Source organism: Sandaracinus amylolyticus, from assembly GCF_000737325.1.
In the GTDB taxonomy this organism is placed as follows: Bacteria; Myxococcota_A; Polyangia; order Polyangiales; family Sandaracinaceae; genus Sandaracinus; species Sandaracinus amylolyticus.
In genome coordinates this window covers 7,607,606-7,627,157 of record NZ_CP011125.1, presented here as the reverse complement: position 1 = coordinate 7,627,157, position 19,552 = coordinate 7,607,606, and the positions used below count along the sequence as shown (strand labels likewise).

At 71.7% G+C, this 19,552-nt stretch carries 17 protein-coding genes; 3 read left to right on the top strand and 14 right to left on the bottom strand.

The window, feature by feature from the left end; genetic code table 11:
- Positions 1-41: 41 nt before the first annotated feature.
- Together DB32_RS32180 and DB32_RS32175 are read right to left on the bottom strand one after the other, a co-directional pair.
- The gene (locus DB32_RS32180) at positions 42-971 is read right to left on the bottom strand and encodes an NAD-dependent epimerase/dehydratase family protein (protein ID WP_053236476.1); all 930 of its coding nucleotides are present in this window, start codon (positions 969-971) and stop codon (positions 42-44) included.
- A gap of 118 nt (positions 972-1,089) precedes the next feature.
- Positions 1,090-2,274, bottom strand: a complete 1,185-nt coding sequence (locus DB32_RS32175; protein ID WP_053236475.1) for a glycosyltransferase family 2 protein — start codon at positions 2,272-2,274, stop codon at positions 1,090-1,092.
- A 490-nt stretch (positions 2,275-2,764) separates the two neighbouring features.
- Between DB32_RS32175 and DB32_RS32165 the strand changes: the two genes are divergently transcribed.
- Complete coding sequence (locus DB32_RS32165) at positions 2,765-3,379, top strand: hypothetical protein (RefSeq protein WP_169791625.1); 615 nt, start codon at positions 2,765-2,767, stop codon at positions 3,377-3,379.
- Positions 3,380-3,386: 7 nt separating this feature from the next.
- Here DB32_RS32165 and DB32_RS32160 read toward each other — a convergent pair whose 3' ends face one another.
- Together DB32_RS32160 and DB32_RS32155 are read right to left on the bottom strand one after the other, a co-directional pair.
- Positions 3,387-4,127 (bottom strand): hypothetical protein, encoded by a 741-nt coding sequence (locus DB32_RS32160; protein WP_053236472.1) that lies wholly within the window; start codon positions 4,125-4,127, stop codon positions 3,387-3,389.
- A complete protein-coding gene (locus DB32_RS32155) occupies positions 4,124-5,635 on the bottom strand; it encodes an oligosaccharide flippase family protein (RefSeq protein ID WP_053236471.1) in 1,512 nt (503 codons plus the stop codon). Before DB32_RS32155 ends, DB32_RS32160 begins: the two co-directional genes overlap by 4 nt.
- A 110-nt stretch (positions 5,636-5,745) precedes the next feature.
- Between DB32_RS32155 and DB32_RS32150 the strand changes: the two genes are divergently transcribed.
- Both DB32_RS32150 and DB32_RS32145 read left to right on the top strand, forming a co-directional pair.
- Positions 5,746-7,215, top strand: coding sequence for a hypothetical protein (locus tag DB32_RS32150; protein ID WP_157069630.1), 1,470 nt, complete (start codon positions 5,746-5,748; stop codon positions 7,213-7,215).
- 45 nt (positions 7,216-7,260) lie between these two features.
- Positions 7,261-7,830: a hypothetical protein gene (locus DB32_RS32145; protein ID WP_053236469.1), complete on the top strand. Its 570-nt coding sequence runs from the start codon at positions 7,261-7,263 to the stop codon at positions 7,828-7,830.
- Here the strand turns inward: DB32_RS32145 and glf are convergent, their stop codons facing one another.
- The 10 genes from glf to DB32_RS32095 all read right to left on the bottom strand — a co-directional run bounded on the left by glf (position 7,831) and on the right by DB32_RS32095 (position 19,486).
- Positions 7,831-8,943 (bottom strand): UDP-galactopyranose mutase, encoded by a 1,113-nt coding sequence (gene glf, locus DB32_RS32140; RefSeq protein WP_053239030.1) that lies wholly within the window; start codon positions 8,941-8,943, stop codon positions 7,831-7,833.
- Between the two features lie 23 nt (positions 8,944-8,966).
- A complete protein-coding gene (locus tag DB32_RS32135; RefSeq protein WP_053236468.1) occupies positions 8,967-10,172 on the bottom strand; it encodes a glycosyltransferase in 1,206 nt (401 codons plus the stop codon).
- Positions 10,173-10,275: 103 nt separating this feature from the next.
- On the bottom strand, positions 10,276-12,399 hold the full coding sequence (locus DB32_RS32130; protein ID WP_053236467.1) for a xanthine dehydrogenase family protein molybdopterin-binding subunit: 2,124 nt from the start codon (positions 12,397-12,399) through the stop codon (positions 10,276-10,278).
- Positions 12,400-12,425: 26 nt separating this feature from the next.
- Positions 12,426-12,758, bottom strand: coding sequence for a hydroxyisourate hydrolase (gene uraH / locus DB32_RS32125; RefSeq protein ID WP_053236466.1), 333 nt, complete (start codon positions 12,756-12,758; stop codon positions 12,426-12,428).
- Positions 12,759-12,794: 36 nt separating this feature from the next.
- Positions 12,795-13,343 (bottom strand): 2-oxo-4-hydroxy-4-carboxy-5-ureidoimidazoline decarboxylase, encoded by a 549-nt coding sequence (uraD, locus tag DB32_RS32120; protein ID WP_053236465.1) that lies wholly within the window; start codon positions 13,341-13,343, stop codon positions 12,795-12,797.
- Positions 13,340-14,674 carry an allantoinase AllB gene (gene allB, locus DB32_RS32115; protein ID WP_053236464.1) on the bottom strand — a complete coding sequence of 445 codons (1,335 nt, stop codon included), beginning with the start codon at positions 14,672-14,674 and terminating at the stop codon, positions 13,340-13,342. The genes uraD and allB overlap by 4 nt, the downstream gene beginning before the upstream one ends.
- Before the next feature lie 7 nt (positions 14,675-14,681).
- The gene (locus DB32_RS32110) at positions 14,682-16,130 is read right to left on the bottom strand and encodes an NAD(P)-binding domain-containing protein (protein ID WP_053236463.1); all 1,449 of its coding nucleotides are present in this window, start codon (positions 16,128-16,130) and stop codon (positions 14,682-14,684) included.
- The gene (locus tag DB32_RS32105; protein ID WP_205627097.1) at positions 16,123-17,472 is read right to left on the bottom strand and encodes a M20 family metallo-hydrolase; all 1,350 of its coding nucleotides are present in this window, start codon (positions 17,470-17,472) and stop codon (positions 16,123-16,125) included. Before DB32_RS32105 ends, DB32_RS32110 begins: the two co-directional genes overlap by 8 nt.
- The gene (allE, locus tag DB32_RS32100) at positions 17,385-18,131 is read right to left on the bottom strand and encodes a (S)-ureidoglycine aminohydrolase (protein ID WP_053236461.1); all 747 of its coding nucleotides are present in this window, start codon (positions 18,129-18,131) and stop codon (positions 17,385-17,387) included. Before allE ends, DB32_RS32105 begins: the two co-directional genes overlap by 88 nt.
- A complete protein-coding gene (locus DB32_RS32095) occupies positions 18,128-19,486 on the bottom strand; it encodes an allantoate amidohydrolase (protein WP_053236460.1) in 1,359 nt (452 codons plus the stop codon). The genes allE and DB32_RS32095 overlap by 4 nt, the downstream gene beginning before the upstream one ends.
- Positions 19,487-19,552: the final 66 nt, after the last annotated feature.

The window sequence follows — 19,552 nt, the reverse complement described above, 5'->3', positions numbered from 1 at the left end:
GGGAAAGGCGGATCATCGCACCGGGGGTGGAACGCTTTTCCTCACCGTCGCTGCGCGAACCACGACGCCGTGCGCCGGATCCCCTCGGCGAGCGGCACCGTCGCGCCCAGGCCCTGCCACGGCTCGAGCACCGACCGCTCGACGTCGCCCGAGCGCTTCGGACCGAACTTCAGATCCGCCTTCACCCCGAGCGCCGTCTCGATCTCGCGCGCGAGATCGAGCGTCGTCGTCGCCACGCCGGTCCCGACGTTCACGACCGTCTCGCCGATCTCGCCCGAGAGCGCGAGCACGTTCGCGCGCACCACGTCGTCGACCATCACGTAGTCGCGCACGCACCCGGGATCGCCCGGCTCCTTCCGCGCGTTCACCTGGATGCCCTGACCGGCGAGCAGGCGCTGCGTGAAGATCGCGACGACGCCGGCCTCGCCGTGCGGATCCTGGCGCGGGCCGTAGACGTTCGCGTAGCGCAGGATCGTCGACTTCAGGCCGTGCTGGTGGCGGTAGTAGTTGAGGTAGGCCTCGACCGAGAGCTTGCTGCACGCGTACGGGCTGAGCGGGACCGGCGTGCGTCCCACCGCCCCGCGCTCGGGCTCCGGGATCTCGCCGTAGATCGCGCCGCCGGTGCTCGCGAAGACGAGGTGCGCGACGCCCGCGCGCACGCACGACTCGAGCAGGTTGAGCGAGCCCTCGACGTTGGTGCGCGCGTCGCGCTGCGGCTCGCGCGTGCTGACCGAGACGCTGACCTGCGCCGCTTGATGGCTCACCGCGTCGGGCTTGAACGTGCTGACGACGTCTTCGAGCGCCTCGGCGTCGCGGATGTCGACCTCCACGAGCTTCGCGCCGCTCGGCACGTTCTCGCGGCGTCCGCTCGAGAGGTCGTCGACGATCAGCACCTCGTGCTTCGCGGCGAGGCACGCATCCGCGACGTGGCTCCCGATGAAGCCCGCGCCGCCGGTGATGAGGATTCGCATGGCCGCGGACCCTAGCAGGACGCGCGCCGGGGCGGCCACTCCCGGAGCGGCGGCGGGTGCGGCGGGTACCGCGGGTGCGGGTGCGGCGCGGTGGCGCTCGCTGGGGCGCGATGTGCGATCAGCCCGCGGTCGCGGCCGGGCGGGGGTCGCGCGCCGTGCGGATCCACGCCTGATCCTTGCGCGACGCGCGGAGCAGCGACGGCAGCTTCATCGCCTTCTGCGCCACGTAGAGCGGCGCGCGCGCGAGCGCGCTGACGTCCTCCGCCGTGCCTCCGCCGACGTAGAGCGCCGACAGCACGTGCGCGCCGACGAGGCCGAGCGCGCCCGCCGCGTAGAGCTGCGTCGGCGGGAACGGGATCACCAGCACGCAGAGCAGGGTGCCCACGTGCGTCGCGAGCGGCAGCAACAAGAGCTCGCCGAGCGGCTCGAGCATCGTGCGGTTGCCCGCGAGCACGTCGCGCAGGAGCGCGGGCACGTGCTCGCGGATCATCCGGAAGCGCCCGCCTTCCCAGCGCGCGCGCTGGGTGTCGATGCCCTCTTCGCTCGTCGGCATGTCGGCGCGCACGAACGTCTCTTCGACGAACCGGATCGCGAAGCCCTTGCGCACCAGCATGAGGTGGTACTCGAGATCCTCGACCACCGAGCGCGCGGTGTACGGCAGCTCGTCGAGCACGCGGCGGTGCAGGCCGAAGCCGTTGCCGAGGATGCCGACCGAGAGCCCGAAGCGCTCGCGCGCCCGCGGCCGCGCGACGTTGAACGCGAGGAACGCGACGTTCATGAGGCGCGCCTTGGGGCCGGCCTCGGGGTTCGCGACGAGGTAGCGCGACTGCACTCCGTCGGCGCCGCCCGCGAACGCCGCGGCCATCGCGACGAGGAAGCCGGGCGCGACCTCGGTGTCGGCGTCGACCACGAGCACCGCTTCGATCTCGGGATCGGCGAGCACGTGCGCGAACGCCATCTCGAGCGCGAAGCCCTTGCCGCGGTTCGCGCGGTCGTTTCGCTCGAGCACCTCGGCGCCGGCGTCGCGCGCGCGCTCGGCGGTCGCGTCGGAGCAGTTGTCGGCGATCACGAGGATGCGCGCGCCGTTCGGCGGTGCGTCGCACGCGAGCAGGCTGTGCACGCAGGCCGCGATGCCGCCCTCTTCGTCGTGCGCAGGGACGACGACCGCGAGCTTGCCGCAGCGCGCGGGATCGGCGCGTCGTGGCTCGCGCGGGAGCACCGAGCCGAGCGTGAGCGCGGCGAGCTCGAGCGTGCCGGGGAGGGTGAGCGCGGTGCCCGCGAGGCCGAGGCTCGTGAAGAACATGGCGGACGAGGATACGCCGGAAGCCGGAAGCCGGGGGAGCGCCGCGTGGCGGTGTGCCAGCCTGAGACGACGAACGGTGGCACGTGACTCGCTCTGGGGACGGTGCGGAGGCTTCCCATGCTGACTCACTTCGCTTCTTCCTCGGTCGCACGCGAGCGCGAGCGTGTCGCGCGGCACATCGAGCGCGCCGAGCGCGCCGCGATGGCGCAAGACGTGTCGTCGCTCTCCCGGCTGCAGCGCATGGTGCGCTCGCTGCTCCTGCGCGAGCTCGCGCAGTATCGACGTGACGCACGGTTCCCGCAGAACCGCGGCTTCGCCGAGCCGACGCCGTACTTCGTCGACGCCGAGGGCACGCGCTGCGCGATGGCACACCTGCTCGAGGTCGGCGGCGAGACCGAGCTCGTCGCGCGCGTCGCGCGCGAGCGCAACAACGCGTGGGTGCGCGAGCTCGCGGACGAGCCGCGCCTGATCGCGTGGCTCGCCGGCCGGCTTGAGCGTCGCCGAGGCCGCCGCGATCCAGCCGAGCTACTGCGACACGAACTCGTCGTGCGTGTGCGGCGACGGCTCGTTCGGGCGGGTGAATTACCCGGTGCCCGCGCAAGGCGTGCTCGAGGGCGTCGTCACCGGTGAGGACGCGAGCGGGCAGGCGATCGTCACGATCGAGCAGATCCACGGAGACGGCGGCGGATACGCGGTCGGCGGCACGTTCGTGATCTCCGCGTACGGCGCGTCGGAAGGGCGTCGTGTGCTGGCGCCGATCGGCAGCGACCGCGCGGACGATGCCGGCGCCCAGAGCGATGCCGGTGCGCCTTCGACGCTCGCGGCGGTGCTGCTGGACGACGAGGGCGTCCATCAGTGCAGCTCGCAGTCGGTCGCGCAGCGCCCGGTGTCGCGCGACCTCTTCCTCGCCGCGGTGCAGTCGAGCGACTGCGCCGGCACGCTCGCCGCGGCCGACTCGAGCTGGGCCGACAACAGCTGCAGCGGCGGCGGGTGCGCGGCGTCGGGCGCGGACGCGAGCGGGCCCACGACGCTCGGCATCCTGATCGCGATCGTCTCGGCGCTCGCGATGCGCGGACGCGCGCGCCGCCGTGATCCGGCGGAGTGACGCGAGCTCAGCGCGCTTCGCGGCCGCGGCTCAGCCAGCACGCCGCCCACGCCACGGCCGCGAGCGTCACGACCAAGCGCACGAGCGACGCCGTCGAGTCGAGCCCACGCAGCGCGACCACGGTGTGCGTGACCGCGGCGAGCACCGCCGCGGCCCCCAGCACGTGCTCGCGCCGCGTGAGCCACGCGCGGCTCGCGATCGAGAGCGCGACGATCGTGACGAGCACCGCGCCGTCCGAGAGCAGCGCCGCCATGGCGCCGTCGAGCCCGCGCGCGACGAGGCGCGCGATGATCGCCGGAGCGAGCCACGCGATCCGAGGGCGCAGCCCGCTCGGCGTGCGTGCGTGGTGCAAACCCGCGAGGAAGCGGGCCGCGCTGTCTCCGCCCGGCTGCACCACGATCGGCGTCGTGCCGAGGCGCGCCTCGAGATCCGCGCTCGACGCGTCCTCCGCGCTCGTGACGCGGCCGCTCACCACGGGCAGCGCGCGCTTCGCGCGGTCGAGCGTCGCGTGCGCTCGCGTGAGGGCCGCGCTCGCTCCCTCCGGATCGTCGATGCGATCGGCCCAAAGCACGATGCGCGTCGCGCCGCGCACGGCATCGCTCGCGCTGTTCCGGTACCGCATCGGCTCGCCCTCGTACGCCGCGAGCCACTCGTCCAGCAATCGCGCCGCGACGTCACGATCCGCTTCGCTCACCGGCCGCGAGAGCTCGAGCGTGATCGCGATGCCGTCGACGTACGGATCGATCACAGCAGCCGCACGCGCTTGGTCGCCAGCAGCGCGCCCGGCACGCCCACCGCGATGACGCCGAGGATCACGATGCCGAGCAGCGACGCGCCGGTCGCGCGCTCGATCACGCCGTGCAGCGTGTACGCGCCGATCGCGATCCCGATCACCGCTGCGCTCATCACCAGGTCGAGCCCGAGGCGCGCCGCGCGCACCTGCGCCGCCGCGTACGCCGTCGTCGCGTACGGCGCGATCGTCGACAGACACACCAGCCCGGCCACGCCGACCACGCCCCACGCGTGGAAGATCGGCATGAAGCCGACGCCGAACACGATCGTCTTCACGACCGTTCCGTAGGTCGCGAAGCGCGGCTCGCCGCGGCCCATCGCGATCATCCCGTAGCCCATCTGCAAGATGCTCAGCCACGTGTCGATCGAGAGCACCGCCATGAGCGGTCCGGCGTCGTGGTAGCGATCGTCGTAGAGCAGCTCGATCAGCGGCACCGCGACGCCGATCGTGCACGCCACCGGCACGATCAGCAGCGACATCAGCTTCCAGCGCAGCTCGCGCACCTTCGCGTGCTCGTGATCGCGCAGCGCGGACGCGACGAGCGGGTAGTAGACGCGCTGCGCGAGCTGACCGACGACCTCGCGCGGCATCAGCGCGAGCGCGAGCGCGACCGAATAGATGCCGAGCTCCTCCTCGGGCACGAAACCGCCGAGCAGGAGCCGATCGATCTGCAGCGCGATGAACGTCGCGGCCGTCGACAAGAAGATCCAGCGACCGAACTGCAGGATCTCCTTGCGCGCCTCGGGCTCCCACGCGAAGCGGTGCTTCACGCCGCGGAGCAGCAGATGGCTGAACGCCATGCGCAGCGCCGCGGCGACGAGCCCGTTCACCAGCAGGCTCACGATCGAGCGCGTGAAGTACGCGGTGATGCACATCGCGCTCGCGGCGATCACCGTCGAGAGCAGCTCGGTCGCGGTCACGCGCCCGAGGTTCAGCGCGCGGTTCTGCGTGAAGAGCGCCATCGAGGAGAACCCCTCGATCAGCGCGGTCGATCCCGCGACCGGCACCATCCACGCGAGATCGGGGATGCCGTAGACCAGCGAGAGCGGGTACCCGATGAGCGCCGCGACGACGAAGAGATAGAGCCCGCGCAGCGCCTGCAGCGTCCACGCGGTCTGCACGAACGCCGGATCGTCGCCGCGCTTGCTCTGGATGACGCTGATGCCGATCCCGACGTCGGCGAACATGTGCAGGCCCTGCAGGAACACGTTCACGAGGGCCATCACGCCGAACGCCTCGGGGAAGAGCAGGCGCGTCAGCAGGAGGTTCGCGGCGAAGCGCGTGAGGTTCGCTCCGGCGTGACCGACGAGCGTCCACATCGAGCCGCGCATCGCGCGCGAGCGGACCTCGCCGCCCTTGGGCGCCTCGGGCGGGGCGGCCGCAGCGCCATCGGCAGCGGGCGCCGGCGTGTCGGCGTCGGGGGCGTCGTGCAGCGCGGACGCGGGCTGTGCCGGCGGGCTCATTCGTCGACCGAGGCAGTCTCCGTCGGGCACCGTGTGTAGCACGACCGCGGTGCTCGGCGCTCCGTCATGCCGCGAACGGGGCCGGCGGCGATCGTGAGATCCGAGTATCGTTGGCGGCTCCGATGTTCTGGGATGGTGCACCGAACGTCCTCGCGTACCTCGCGTTCCTCGCGTTTCCGGTCGTGATCGTCGTGCTCTTCACGCGGATGCGACCGCACATCGCGGCGGCGTACTCGCTGCTCGGCGGTGTGCTCTTCCTCCCGGAGGTCCTCGAGTTCGACCTGCCGGTCATTCCGCCGCTCAACAAGGGCACGATCACCGCGTTCTGCGTGCTGCTCGCGATGATGTGGAAAGCGCCGCAGCGGCTCTCCGCGGCGCGCGCGTTCCGCGGCTTCGATTTCGTCTTCGTGCTCGCGCTCTTCGGCAACGTGATGACGTCGATCACCAACGGTGACGCGATCGTCACCGGGCCGGTCGTGCGCCCCGCGCTCTCGCTCTACGACGCGTTCGCGGGCAGCGTGAAGGACACGCTCGGGATCTGGCTCCCGTACTTCCTCGCGCGCTCGATCTGCCGCACGCCCGAGGAGCTCGCCGAGCTCGTGCGCATCACGCTGCGCATGGCGATCGCGTACTCGTTCTTCTGTCTCTTCGAGGCGCGCTTCAGCCCGCAGCTGCACCGCTGGGTGTACGGCTATCACGCGGCCGACTTCTCGATGACGCTGCGCGGCGGCGGCTACCGCCCGACGGTGTTCATGCTGCACGGCCTCGCCGTCGCGAACTTCGTGCTCTCGGGCACGATGCTCTCGATCACGCAGTGGAAGCTGGGCAAGACGAAGGCGCGGCTCGCGGCGTACCTCGCCGTCGCGCTCGCGCTGTGTCGCAGCTCGGGCGCGCTCGTCTACGCGGTGTTCTTCCTGCCGCTGATGGCGTTCGTGAAGAAGCCGCGCTTCGTGCTGCCGCTGATCCTCGGCGTGCTCGTGCTGACGTTCCCGATCCTGCGCGGCACGGGCACGGTGCCGACCGAGTGGATCGTCGAGAAGATGGAAGCGGTGTTCGGCGAGGAGCGCGCGCTGTCGTTGTGGTTCCGCTTCGACAACGAGGACACGCTGCTCGAGCGCGCGAGAGAGCGCATCTGGTTCGGGTGGGGCGGCTACGACCGCAACCGCGTGTTCGACCCGGTCACCGGCGAGGACATGGTGATCACCGACGGTGACTGGATGATCCAGCTCGGCGTCGGCGGCGCGGTGGGCTTCGTCGGGCGCTACGCGCTGCTCGTGCTGCCGCTCTTCGTGCTCTATCGGAAGCGGAAGCAGATCCGAGATCGCAAGCAGCAGCTGCTCTATGCGGGCTGGGCGATGATCGCGGGGCTCAACGCGCTCGAGCTGCTGCCGAACGGCCTCTTCAGCTGGCTCCCGTACTTCTACTCGGGCGTGCTCGCGGGCGCCGTGAGCGCGATCGGGACCGCGCGCGCCGTGATCCCGCTCCGGCCGCGCGGTCCGGCAGCGCGTGCACAGCAGCGTGCGAGCCTCGCGCCGCCGATGCCGAAGCAGGGCCGCGGCGGACGCGTAGTCGCGGCATAGCGGAATCGTTCGCTCCGGCTGCTCCAGAACGGGTACCTTGGAGCGATGCAGCACCCGCTCCGCTCGTCGTTCGTCGTGGTCGCTCTCCTGCTCGCGAGTGGATGCGCGGGCACACTGCCCGAGCCGGTCTACGCCAATCAGGTCGAGGAGTACTTCCCCGAGCCGGCCGCGGACGCGCCGGACGCGGAAGCACAGCGCGCGATGAGCCTCGAGGCGCGGCGATGCGCGGCGCACCTCAACGAGCGTCGCAGCGACGCCGAGGTGGTCAGCATCATCCAGGCGACGATCTCGGGCATCGGCGGCGCGACGAGCGGCGTCGGCGGCGCGCTCGCGGCAGTGGACTTCGGCGATCCCGACATCACGACCGCGATGGGCGTCATGTCGTCCATCGGCGCGGGCGTGACGCTCGTCGGCAACTTCATCATCGGTCTGCTCGCGAACCCGCTCGAGGAGCTGCGGCTGCACGGGCAGGGACAGCGCAGCTGGGAGATCGCGCTCCAGCTCCGCGACGGGGGCGGCGATCCCGAGCTGATCCGCGCCTCGCTCGTGCGCTGCACCGAGGACCAAGCGCCCCCGGTGCGCGCGACGGGCTCGGGCCCCGCGTTCGAGATGTGATCAGCTCGAGAGCTCGCGCGCGGCAGCGCGCAGCGCGGCGCCGATCACCTGGTGCATGTCGAGATATCGATACTGCGCGAGCCGCCCGCCGAAGATCACGTTCGGGTGCTCCGACTGCTGCGCTTGATATCGAGCCAGCTTGTCCTGGTCGCTCGGGAAATTGACCGGGTAATACGGCTGATCGTCGTCGACGTGCGAGTACTCGCGGATGACGACGGTCTTGCCCTTCGTGCGACTCCGGCGCTCGGGGTGCAGGTGCTTGGGCTCGTGGATGCGCGTGTACGGCACGTCGCCGTCGGCGTAGTTCATCACCGACGTGCCCTGGTAGTCGTCGATGTCGACGCGCGTGCGCTCGAATCGGACCGAGCGCCAGCTCAGTCGGCCGTGCTCGTAGTCGAAGAAGCGATCGAGCGGGCCGGTGTACACGACCTTCTTGGCGTGGCGCATCCAGTGCTCGCGATCGTCGAAGAAGTCGACGCCGAGCTCGACCGGGATGCCCTCGAGCATGCGCTCGAACATCCGCCCGTAGCCCTCGAGCGGAATGCCCTGATATCGATCGTCGAAGTACGAGTCCTCGTACGACACGCGCACGGGGAGCCGGTTGATGATCGACGCGGGCAGCTCGCACGGATCACAGCCCCACTGCTTCGCGGTGTAGCCCTTCACGAACGCCTCGTAGAGATCGCGTCCGATCAGGCTGATCGCCTTCTCCTCGAGGTTGCGCGGCATCGTGATGTTCTCGCGCTTGCTCTCGAGGAACGACTCCACCTCGAACGGCCGGAGGCTCACGCCGTAGAACGCGTTCACCGTGCCGAGGTTGATCGGCATCGAATAGACGCGATCTCGATGCGTGGTGAGGACGCGATGGCGATATCGATTGAGCCCGGTGAATCGATTGACGTACTGCCAGATCTCGTCGCTGCTGCAGTGGAAGATGTGCGTGCCGTACGCGTGGACGTTGATGCCGGTCTCCGGGCAGTCGTAGCTCCAGCAATTCCCTCCGACGTGATCGCGACGCTCGATCACGAGCACGCTCTTTCCTGCCTCGCGGGCCTGCTGCGCGAACACCGCGCCGAACAGACCACTCCCGACGACGACGTAGTCGTGCTCCATCTCGTTCCCCCTCTTCCGATGGATCACTCGGCGGCCTGGGTGGCCTCGGTGCGACGGCCGAGCTCGAGTCGGTCGAGCAGCCCGGCGAACCAGCGCAGGAACCACTCTTCGTCGAGCGCTTCGGCGAGCACGGAGCGGGCTCGCTCGACGATCGCGAGCCGCTCCTCCTCGTGCGCCGTGAAGTAGCGGACCTTCTCCTCGAGATCGGCGTAGTCCCAGCGCAGCGGGACGTAGGTCTCGCCCGGTCGGAAGAGATCCGGTGACGTCTCGAGGTGAGACATGTCCGGCTTGAGCAACAGCGCGCCACAGAGGATCGCCTCGAAGTCGCGCCAGCAGATCTCGCCGAACCCGAACGGGCTCACACAGCACTTCGAGTCGCGCAGCTCCGCGTAGTACTGCGCTTGATCGACGCGCGTCGTCGGCGCGAGACAGCGGATGTCGCGGCCCATCGATGCCAGTCGAGGCGCGATGTCGCCGCGCAGGTATCGCAGCCAATTGTCGCTCGGGACGGTCGCGCGACAGTGCACGTCGTATCGACGCGCCGCACGATCTCGCGACGGTGAAGAGGCGCGCGCGAGCGCGACGATCTTGTCGTCGAGCGCGACGTTGTAGCCGACGACGATCCGGTCGAGCAGATCCGGCCTGATCGGCGTGGTCCACGCGACGTCGGTGCCGTCGAAGGAGACTCCGTACGTGCGAGCGACGTAGTCGGTGAGGTGGGACTTGCCGACCATGCCCTGGGTGTAGAGATGCCGATTCGCGAGGACCTGCTTCTTCACGTACAGGTCGACGTGACGGACGAGCCCCGGCCACTGGACTCCTGTGTCGTCGTCTCCGTCGAGATAGACGAGCTTCGCGCGCGGCGCGGCGGACCGGAGCGCGCCCGCGATGGGCTCCGGGTTGTACATCGTGCGGAAGTGCGCCTTGAGGAAGACGAGGTCGAACCCCTGGAGGAGGGCAGTCGGCCCCCACTCGAGCAGCAGCGCGACGTCGTCGAGCGGGACGTGCGCGAATGCGAGTCCGAAGCGCGACTCGAGCGCTGCACGAGAGCGATAGAACGGCGCGAGCTGCTCTTCGCTGGTGTGGCTGACTCCGTCGCTGACGACGAGCGCGCGAATCAGCGGTGTTCCGTCGCGCCGTGCCGCGCTCGCGACCGAGAGCCCGTATCGCAAGGGCCCGAGCACGCGCAGCTTGGCGGTGCGCTTGGCCTCGAAGACGAAGCGGCTCATCCGTCCCCCTGACGCCGCGCGGCGAGCCCCCTTCTCGCGCACGACATTCGTTGGACGTAGAGCCAGGCCGGCTCCGTCCATGCGCGTTCTTGCGCGCCGGCGATCAGGCGATCGGAAGAGTGCGAGGACGTGCGCCGAGCTGCGCGAGCGCGTTGGCGAGCGCAGGCGCGACCACCGGCACGACGAGCTCGCCCACGCCGCTCGGAGGCTCGTCGCTCTCGGCGATCGCGAGCTCGACCTCGGGCATGGCATCGATGCGAAGGATCGGCGCGTCGTGGAAGTTGCTCTGCACGACGGCTCCGTCCTCGACGTCGATGCGCCCGTGGAGCGCGGCCGAGAGCGCGAACGCGATGCCGCCCTCGACCTGCGCGCGCACGATGCCGGGGTTCACCACCGTCCCGCAGTCGATCGCGGCCCACGCGCGGTGCGCGCGCGGCGGCGCGCCAGAGGCCTCGAGCACGAGCGCGACGAAGCTGCCGAAGCACGCGTGCACCGCGACGCCGCGCGCCCGTCCTTCGGGCGCGGCGCCTGCGGCGTCGGCGAGCGCGAGCGCGCGCTCGAGCACGCCGCGTGCCCGCGATCCGTTCGGGATCAGCGCGCGGCGCATGGCGATCGGGTCGACGCCGGCGCGCACGGCGAGCTCGTCGACGAACGACTCCATCGCGAACGCGTTCACCGAGTGGCCCACCGATCGCCAGATGCCGAGCCGCACCGGGACCGCGAGGCCCTGCCACTCGACGCGCAGCGCGGGCCACGCGTACGGGCCGCTCTCGATGCCGTCGACGGCGAGCGCGCAGACCTCGCCGCGCGCGCTGTCGGCGCCGCTCAGCGAAGGACCGACGACGCGTGCATGCAGCGCGGTGACCGCGCCCGCGTCGTCGAGCGCGGCATCGAGGCGCACCACGGCGGGCGGGCGATAGAAGTCGGCGCGCAGATCGTCCTCGCGCCGCCACACGAGCTGCACCGGGCGCGGCGCGATCGCGCGCGCGATCTCGACTGCCTCGCGCACCTCGTCGCGGCTGGCGCGACGACCGAAGCCGCCGCCGAGCCACGTCGTGCGCACCTCGATCTGCGCGCCCGGGAGCCCGAGCGTCTCCGCGGCGTCCCACTGGCAGCCCTGCGGATCCTGGGTCGGCGCCCAGATGCGGCAGCGCGGCGGATCGTGCGCGGGCTCGTGGTGCACCGTCGCGTTCGGCGGCTCCATCGTCTGGTGCGCGAGCAGCGGGAGCTCGTAGGTCGCGCGCACGCGTCGCGCCTCGGGCGCGCGGGTGATCGCGGACACGTCACCGTCGGTCGCGATCGCGCCGGGCTCGTCGACCATCGCGCGCATGCGCTCGAACAGCTGCGCGCTCGAGGCGATCGGCGTCGGCGGCGCGCGGAACGTCGCGGCGAGGGCGTCCACACCGCGGAACGCGGCCCAGGTGCTGGTCGCGATCACCGCGACGCTCGCGCTGGTGCGCACCACGTCGATGACGCCGGTTACGGCGCGTGCGGCGCGCTCGTCGAAGCGCTCGAGCGCGCTGCCGTTCACCGGCGCACGCGCGAGCGCGGCGAACACCATCCCCGGCAGCCGAACGTCGAGCCCGAAGCGCGCGGAGCCGTCGACCTTCTCCGGCGTGTCGACGCGTGGGAGCGCCCGACCGAGCAGGCCGGATGCGCCGCGCTCCTTCACGCGCGGCGCGTCGGGCACGTCGAGCTCGGCGGCGAGCGGCGCGAGCGGTCCGTAGCCGAGCCGGCGCCCGCTCGGGCGGTGCACCACGAATCCGTCCGCCGCGTCGCACTCGCTCGGCGGCACGTCCCACACCCGCGCGGCCGCCGCGATCAGCATCTCGCGCGCCGCGGCGCCGGCGCGCCGGAGCTCGTCGAACATCGACGCGACGCTCGCGCTCGCGACGGTCGTCTGATCGCCGTAGTTGCGGTTCGCGATCGCCTGCTCGACGCGCACGAGCGACCAGTCCGCGTCGAGCTCGTGCGCGACGATCTGCGGCAGCGCGGTCGCGACGCCCTGGCCCATCTCGGACTTCGTCAGCCAGATCGTGACGACGCCGCTCTCCGCGATCGCGAGGAACACGCTCGGCGCGAACGGCTCCTCGCGCGGCGGGACGCGCTTCGCGTGGCGCTCGCGCCGCACGCCGTAGAACGCGCCGAGGACGAGGCCCGCGCCGCCGGCGAGCGCGCCGCCGAGGCCCGCTGCGAGGACGTCGCGCCGCGTGAGCTTGAAGGGCACGCGGCTGGTCTAACACGCCGCGCGGATCAGCTCCCTCGGTACGTCGAGTACCCGAACGGGCTGAGCAGCAGCGGGACGTGGTGGTGCGCCTTCGGGTCGAGCACGCGGAACACGATCGTCGCCTCCGGATAGAACGCGCCGTCGCCGAGGTACGCGCCGGTGTCGAAGCGCAGGCGGTACGTGCGCGCGTCGAGCGCGACGCCCTCGGGCAGGAGCGAGCGCACGCGACCATCGTCGTCGGTGCGCGCCTCCGCGAGCTGCGTCCATCGCACGCCGCCGTCGTGCCGCTCGAGCGTGACGGCGACGCCGCGCGCGGGGAGGCCGCGCGCGAGATCGAGGACGTGTGTGCTCAGGTTCATGGGTCGTGTCTCCGGTATGAGCGCACGATCATGCCGTCAGCGCCCGACGTCGCCCACCGCGGCGCGCTCGTCGACGAGCTTCGCGAGCCGCAGCTTCGTGATCTTCATCTGCTCGGAGGCGGCGACGCGCAGCTCGGTCGCGGGATCGTTCGTCAGGCGCGCCCGCAGCGCTGCGAGCATCTCCGCCGCGCTCTTGCCCGTCGCGCACACCAGGAACACGTGCCCGAAGCGCGCCGCGTAGTCGCGATTGCCCGCGGCGAGCGCCGCGAGCGTCGCCTCCGAGGCCGATGCCACGCCGGCCTGCTCCTTCGACGACCACGCCGCCTCCGCGAAGCGCGCGCGCAGCCGCTCGCGATCCTCGCCGATGCGCGGGTGCGCCGCGAACGCCTCGAGCCAGTCGGGCGCATCGAGCGCGCCCCAGATGCGCTCCGCCGCCGCGTACACCGCCGCGTCGTCGACGAACGGCCGCGCGCGCACCATCGCCTCGACCCATCGAGACGATGCGCAGCACCGCACCAGCGCGCGTCGTGCTGCATTCGGTTCCAGCGAGCTCAGGAGCTCCGCGATGCCGTGTCCGGTCGTCATCCGCTCGTCACCACCTGCCCCCGCACCCTCGAGAAGGACCACTCGGCCACGCGCGCGTCGTACACGCGCTCTCCGCGCAGCCACGTCGCGACGACCCGCCCGCGCATCGCGCGGCCCTCCCACGGCGTGAGGTCGTGACGATGAAGGATCGCGCGCCGCTCCACCTTGAACGACGCGCTCGGATCGAACGCGACGAGGTCGGCGTCCATCCCGACCTCGATGCGACCTTTGCGTGACAGCCCGACGAAGCGCGCCGGCGTCTCCGCCATCCAGCGCACCACGTCCGCGAGCGTCGCGCCGCGCGCGATCGCCTCGGTGTAGGTCGCGCACAGCCCGAGCTGCAGCCCCGCGATGCCGCCCCACGCGCGCGCGAGATCGCCCTCGCGCATGCGCTTGAGCGCAGGCGTGCACGGAGAGTGATCGGACACCACGAGGTCGACGACGCCTTCTTTGAGGCCGCGCCAGAGCCCTTCGCGACAGTCGCGCTCGCGGATCGGCGGCGCGCACTTGAAGCGCGGATCGCCGTCGGGGATCTCCTCGGCCGCGAAGCCGAGGTAGTGCGGGCACGTCTCCGCGGTGATCGCGGTCCCGCGCGCCTTCGCGGACGCGATCGCGCCGAGCGCGTCGGCATCCGCGAGATGGACGACGTGCACGCGCGCGCCGCTCTCCTCGGCGAGCGCGATCAGCATGTCGATCGCCGCTTCTTCCCACGCGCGGGGCCGCGATCGCACGTACTGCGCGTAGGAGCGCGGATCGTCGATCTCCGGCGCGTCGCCCTCGAGCTCGCAGTGCGCGAGCAGCGGCACGCCGCGGCGCGCGAGGCGGGGAAGGGCAGCGCGCAGATCGCCCGCGCTCGCGCGCGGCAGCTCGTCGACACCGGAGTCGATCAGGAACGCCTTGAACCCGAGCACGCCTGCGTCGATCAGCGGCTCGAGCGCGTCGGCGTTGCCGGGCACCACGCCGCCGTAGAACCCGCAGTCGACGTGGAGCTTGCCCTGCGCGGCACGGTGCTTCGTGCGCAGCGCGTGCACGCTGGTCGTCGCGGGGACGCAGTTGAGCGGCATGTCGACGAGCGTCGTGACGCCTCCGGCGGCCGCCGCCGCGGTCGCGCTCGCGAAGCCCTCCCACTCGGTGCGCCCCGGCTCGTTGAGGTGCACGTGGGTGTCGACGAGCCCGGGGAGCAGCGCGAGCGCGCCGAGATCTTCCACCTGCGCGGCGTCGATCGCGAGCTCGTAGGGCTCGATCGCGGTGATGCGCTCGCCGTCGACGATGACCGTCGCGGCGCGCTCTCCCTGTGGCGTGACCACTCGTCGGCTTCGCAGCGCGCGCATGGTCCTCTCAGAAGTCCGCGACGTCGTAGGCCTCGAGCGCCGCGAGGTGGGCCTGCGCGTCCTCGACGTAGAGCTGGCGCGTGATGCCCGACACCAGCCGATCGATGCCGTACTTCATGCCCGAGATGCTCGCGCCGCCGAGCCCGTTGCTGAGCAGGCAGCCGAAGCTGAAGTTGAAGATGCCGCGCAGCCACGGCGCCTCGCCCGGCGTGCGCTCGGTGAGCTCGAAGCTCGGTCCGAGGTACGGGTGCCGCAGCAGCTCGTCGACGTGCTCGCCGCGCGGCGGCTCGAAGCGATCCGACCAGCGCGCGACGTGCGCTTCGATCTCGCGGAGCTCGGGGCGCTGCGCGAGGTCGGTGCGGAAGCCAGTGCCGACGATGACGAAGTCGTGCTCGTGCGTGCCCTTCGGCGTGACGACCTTCACCACGCCGTCCTGCTCGCGCACCGCGGTCCACGGCGCGCCACCACGCAGCGCGAAGTGAGGGTGACGCGTCGCGCGCTCGTAGGTCGCCTTCGGCGGGAGCTGCCCGGCGCTCCAGAAGCGATGGATGAAGCGCCACTTCTCGGCATCGGTGAGATCCGCGTGGTGCCGGAGGAAGCCGACGAATTCGGCCCAGCGATACACGTTCACGCGCACCAGCGACTCGCGCCGGAAGTAGAGGTCGACCGAGGCCGCGCCCTCCTCGAGCGCGACCGCTGCGTTGTCGAACGCCGATGCGCCCGCGCCGAGCACGGCGATGCGCTTGCCGCGCAGCGACGCGAAGTCGACGTCCTCGCTGGTGTGGGCCCATCGCGCGCGCGGCAGCCCGAGCCGGATCATGTCGGGGACCCACCACTGCCCCGATCCCTCGATGCCGGTCGCGAGCACGATCTTGCGCGCGTGCACGAGCTCGACGATCCCGCGCGACGTGATCGGCACCGCGAAGCACGCGCTCTCGTCGTCCCAGCGGATCGGGCCCACGCGCGCGTCGTTGCGCACCGGCAGGTGCAGCATCTGGCGATACCACGCGAGGTAGCGCGCCCACGTCTCGCGCGGCACGAAGCCCAGCGCGTCCCACGAGCCGTCGCCGTGCTGCGCCTCGTACCAGGCCTGCGCGGACAGGCTCGGGATCCCGAGCTCGGGCCCGAGCACGTGCTTCGGAGTCCGAAGTGTGTCCATCCGCGCGAAGCGCAGCCACGGTCCCTCGCGCCCCGCGGGCGCGGCGTCGACGACCAGCACGTTCTCGACGCGCTCGCGGCGCAGCGCGAACGCGGTCGCGAGCCCGCCTTGTCCGCCGCCGACGACGAGTACGTCGAGGATCGGCGTGCCGGCGCGGGTGCGTCGCGGCGGGACCCACGCGCGCTTCGGGTAGTCGAGGATCGCGAGGTCGCGCGCGATGCGCGCCTCGAGCGCGCGAAGCCCTGCATCGCCGGGCGCGCTCGGCGCGAGATCGAGACGACGTGCAGCGTCAGCCATGAAGGACCTCCGCAGCGGCGAGGCGCAGCATCGTTCCTGCGAGGACCGCGACGCCGCGCGCGACGTCCTCGGGATGCGTGAGCTCGTCGGGGCGATGGCTCACGCCCGCCACCGACGGCACGAAGATCATCGCGGTGGGCGCGATGCGCGCCATGAAGAGCGCGTCGTGGTACGCGCGGCTCGGCATGCGCCGCGTGCGCAGATCGAGGGCGCGCGACGATGCCTCGATCGTATCGAGGATCGCGGGCGCGGAGATCGCCGGTGGATCTTCGTTGATCGTGCGCAGCACGATCTCGACGCCGCGCTCGCGCTGCACGCGCGCGATCGCGTCCTCGATCATCGCGAACGCGTCGCGTCGCGACGCGAGATCGGTGTCGCGCAGATCGATCTCGAGGTGCACGCGCGAGGGGATGCTGTTGATCGCGCCCGGATGGACGCGGACCACGCCGACCGTGCCCACCGTGTCGGCGCTCTTCGTGCTCTTCGCGGCGTGCTCGACCGCGAGCACGATCTCGGCGGCCGCGGTCATGGCGTCGCGACGCGCGGGCATCAGCACCGCTCCGGCGTGACCTCCGACCCCGCGCACTTCGAGCGCGTACGACGCGGGCGCCGCGATCGCGGTGACCACGCCGATCGGGATGCGCTCGGCCTCGAGCACCGGGCCCTGCTCGACGTGCAGCTCGACGAACGCGGCGTAGCGACCCTCCGGCAAGCGCACCTGCTCGAGCGCGCCCTCGAAGCCTGCGTCGCGCCGCACGTCCTCGAACGCGCGCCCCTCCGCGTCGCGCAGCGCGCGCACCAGATCCGGCGTGATCGCGCCGCTCATCAGCCGGCTGCCGATGCAGCCGAGCCCGAAGCGCGTCGGCTCCTCGCTCGTGAACGCGATCACCTCGAGCGAGCGCGCCGGCACGATGCTGGCCTCGCGGATCGCGCGCAGCGCTGCGATGCCGCCGATCACGCCGACCGTTCCGTCGAATCGACCCGCGTTGGGAATCGCATCGACGTGCGAGCCGGTCGCGATCGCCGGCGCGTCGCGATCCGCGCCCTCGAGGCGGAAGAACGTGTTGCCGATCGGATCGACGCGCGTCTTCAATCCGGCGCGCTCGGCGAGCGATCGCACGTAGGCACGACCCTCGAGATCGGTCTTCGTGTAGAGCACGCGCTCGACCGCCGGGGCGGGCGCTGCGCTGAACGTCGCGAGCTCCGCGAGCTGCGCGTCGACCTCGTCCGCGAGCCGCGCGAGATCGAGCGCGATCATCGCCGCGGCTCCAGCATCGGGTCGCGGTTGACGTCCTTGTAGTAGAGATAACGCGCGGGGCCCTTGCCGATGCAGCCGAACCACTGCGGCAGGTAGGGCGCCATCCAGATCGCGTCGCCCGCCTGCACCGGGTACCACGCGTCGCCGAGCCGATAGACGCCGCCGCCTTCGAGGAAGACGAGCCCGTGCTCCATCACGTGGCTCTCGACCATCGGCAGCGACGCGCCGGGCTGGAACACGAACGTGTTCATCGCCATATCGAACCCGGGCTCGTCGGGCAGCAGCGTGCGCAGCAGAGCGCTCGGATCGCCGAGGAACGGCACCGCGGGCACGTCCTGCTCGCGCGAGACGATCAGCCGCGCCGATGCGCCCGCGAGCGGCACGTACCGCTTCTCGAGCATGAAGAACGTCGCGCCGGTCGCGCTCGTGATCGTGTGTGGCGTGCCCGCAGGGACGAACGCGTAGCCGCCGCCCTCGAGCGTCGTGGTGCGCGCCTCGGCCTCGAAGCGGAGGCTGCCCTCGAGCACGAAGAGGAATCGCTCCACGCCCGGGAGCGGCACCGCGGACGTCGCGCCCGCGCTCATCGTGACGAGCGACTGAACGAACCCCGCGCCCATCACCGGCGCGAAGATCGTGATCGCGCGCGCCTCGGTCCATCCGGGGATCGACGCGGGCACGTGGCTCTCGGGCGTGATCAGCGCGTGATCGCGCGCGACGCGCGTGCGGGACTGGGCACCGTTCATCGAGATCCTCCTTCGGTCGTGCGCGCAGTGGCGCGATCACCGTCGGCGATCGCGCGCACCCACGCGCATCCGACCTCGAGCGCGCGGGCGACGTCGCCCTCGTGCGCTCGCTCGTCGGGGTGGTGGCTGAGCCCGTCGGGGCTCCTCACGAAGAGCATCGCGACCGGCGCGATCGCGGCGAGGATGCGCGCGTCGTGGCCGGCTCCGCTGGGCAACGAGAACACGGGTAGGCCCGCGTCCGCGATCGAGCGCGCGAGCAGCTCGCGCAGCGTCGCGTCGCAGATCACCGGCGCTTGGCGCAGCCGCATCTCGCGCGCGAGGCGCAACGATCGCCGCGACGCGATCGACTCGGCGCGTGCGTGGATCTCGTCGAGCGCGCGATCGAGCACGGCGCCGTCGACCGCGCGCACGTCGAGCTGCATCGTCGCGCTGCCCGCGATCACGTTGTGCCCGCCCGGGTGCGCGTCGATGCGACCGACGGTCGCGACGAGCCCGGGCGTCGCGTGGGCGTGCGCCTCGACCATCAGCGCGATCTCCGCCGCGCCCGCGAGCGCGTCGCGTCGCAGCGCGAGCGGCGTCGTCCCGGCGTGACCCGCGCGACCCTCGAGCCGCAGCGTCTGCCACGTCTGCCCCGCGATGCCGGTGACGACCCCGAGCGGCGCGTCGACGCTCTCGAGCACCGGGCCCTGCTCGATGTGGATCTCGAGGAACGCGCGCACGCTGCGCGGATCGATCGCCGCGCGCGCGATCTCGTCCTCGATCGATCCGTCGTGCGCGGTGAACGCGCGGATCGCGTCGCCCAGCGTGGTCCCGTCGGCGTCGCGCAGCGCGAGATCCTCGAGCGCGAAGCTCCCCGCGATCGCGCGACTGCCGAGGAAGGGTCGCCCGAAGCGCACGCCCTCTTCGTCGCTGAAGCCGACGACCTCGAGCGCGAAGGGCAGCGCCTCGTCGCGCAGCGCGCGCGCGATCACGATGCCCGCGAGCACACCGAGCGGTCCGTCGTACTTCCCCGCGTCGCGCACCGTGTCGAGGTGCGATCCGATCATCAGCGTGCGCGCGTCGCGCGTCGGTCCCTCGCGCCGCCCGATCACGTTCCCGAGCGCGTCGACGCGCACCGCGAGGCCTGCCTCGCGCATCCACGACGCGACGAGCGCGTTCGCGTCCGCATGCGCGCGCGTGAGGCTGCGTCGCAATACGATCCCCGGCTGCTCGGTGATCGCGCCGAGCGCGTCGCATCGAGCCAGGACCTCGCGCGCGACTTCGTGCCACCACCCCGCGCCTCTCGTCGTCGTCGTCGCGCCGTCGGGCGGCGGCGTGTCGTTCTCCGTGTCCCTTCGCTCGAGGTCGACGCGCATCGTGGCGTGAAGAGGTCACGTTAGCGCCGCGATGTTTCGGCCAAGCTTCGTGATCTCCCATTTTTC